The organism is Methylobacterium pseudosasicola (assembly GCF_900114535.1).
GTDB lineage: Bacteria > Pseudomonadota > Alphaproteobacteria > Rhizobiales > Beijerinckiaceae > Methylobacterium > Methylobacterium pseudosasicola.
The window spans coordinates 1-1,895 of sequence record NZ_FOTK01000118.1 but is presented as its reverse complement, the minus strand read 5'-3'; the positions used below and the strand labels follow the sequence as shown (position 1 = coordinate 1,895).

The following is a 1,895-nucleotide window of genomic DNA, read 5'->3' as shown; positions in this document are numbered from 1 at the left end:
AACGCCGATTTCGTCGCCCGCGCCCCCGAGGAGATCATCGAGGAGAACCGCGAGCGCCGGGAGGCCGAGGCCGCGCGGCTCGTGAAGATCGAGGAGGCGCTGGCGCGGTTAGACAGCGAATAGTCTGTTAACCACGCAAAAAAAGAACGCAATATATCTGGCTATTAATGGCCGCACTAGGATTCTATATTTAAACTTTGAGATATTTGATAGTTCCAATGCTATATTTTGTCGTCCGCATTATTATACCGCTTCGCATGCCTCAAATTAGAGGTCAGATCTACCCTTCCCTTTAGTAATTTATTAGAATATAGAGATCTTGATTTTGCGCTAGAATGAGGTCTACGGCATATGTGCGCACCGAGCATCAATACACTGCTTCAAATGTTTTCATTATCGACAAAGATAGCACTATTTGGAGTCTGTATTACTGCTTTAATCCCAGGACACGCTATAGCACAAAATGTTGAACCATCAATTCAAAGCAATAAAATGGACTCGGTTCCAACCGAAACATTCCTAAGCTCGATGGGTATATGCATCCATCATGCACAAGGCGTACCATCGCAATCATACATTTTGCCACTTCGCTACTTGGGCGTCCGGAACATAAGAGATGACTTCGGCAAGCCCCAGGGCTACATTCACATGAGAAAACAAGCTGGCGTTCGTGCCAACTTGATAGCCAGTTCAGCGTCCCTTGAGACGACTTTGGACACCTTGAAATATCTCGCTCGAGATGACGCCCTGCTATCTGTTGAAGGCCCAAACGAACCTAATAATTTCCCGATCCAATATCAGGGTGAAAAAGGCGGCGGTTTTGCGAGAGTCCTAACTAGCTCATCGGATTGGACACCAGTTGCAAAATTTCAGCGCGACTTATACGCAGCAGTAAAATCGGATCCATTACTTTCAAAATTTCCAGTTTTTCACACCTCTGAAGCTGGAGCCCAAAGTCCAAACGTAGGCCTGCAATTTCTAACTATACCAGAAGGTGCGGGAACGACTTTTCCCGCCGGGACGAAATATGCTGATTTTGCCAACGTACATAATTACGTAAGCGGCACCAAAAAACAATACGTCGACAACCAAGCCTGGAACGCTGCCGATCCCGTGCTGAACGGTGGCTGGGATGGGCTCTACGTCGAATATGGAAAGTTATGGGGCCATGGTTACAGCGGATACAGCAACGAAGAATTGCAAAAATTGCCTCGCGTGACGACAGAAACGGGCTGGGATTCAAGTTCAGACAACGGCGGCGAACGTGTGCAGGGAACAGTCCTCCTAAATACTTATTTGTCGCAGTTTAAGAGGGGCTGGCGCTATACGTTTGTCTATATGCTACGCGACGGAGAAGGTGGCGCGGGCAATCAAGGCGTTTTCAAAGCCGATTCCACCCCCAAATTAGCTGCAACATACATCCATAATTTTACTACAATACTATCAGGCGCAGAAAAAGTTGAAATCAACAAACAACTAACACTCCGCTTGAGGGGGGCGTCAGCAACAACACATGATATTCTTCTTCAAACAAAAAATGATGAGTTCGCATTTGTTGTTTGGGGAGAGCGTGTTAGCGGGTCAGAAAAAGTTACCATAGAACTGGGTCAAAAAGCGAAAATTTTGGAATTACTTGATCCAACCGTTGGTACAGAGCCGTTTGATCAGAAAAAAATGGCTGATACAGTTGAGATTGAAATAAGTGATCATCCGATAATCGTTCGGATAAAACAGTAGTGCTATTGGTCGGTTAGGCCCTAATTCTATCAGCCACGGGAAGCGATGACGGCAGCCACAGCGACGGCTGCCAGCTGGATCCCGCCTACGACCCGCGGGCGATCACCGGGGCGATCAACCGCTGGGCGCTGACCGAAGCGGCCCGGGCCGTGGACGAG

The 1,895-nt window shown here is 47.9% G+C and carries 2 protein-coding genes; both read left to right on the top strand.

Annotated features, from left to right (window positions below; all coding sequences use genetic code 11):
• Positions 1-123: hypothetical protein (locus BM228_RS36215; protein WP_139234360.1), on the top strand; the 123-nt coding region annotated here is incomplete at its 5' end.
• 525 nt (positions 124-648) lie between these two features.
• Positions 649-1,737, top strand: a complete 1,089-nt coding sequence (locus tag BM228_RS34420; protein ID WP_139234359.1) for a glycosyl hydrolase — start codon at positions 649-651, stop codon at positions 1,735-1,737.
• The last annotated feature ends 158 nt before the right edge of the window (positions 1,738-1,895 follow it).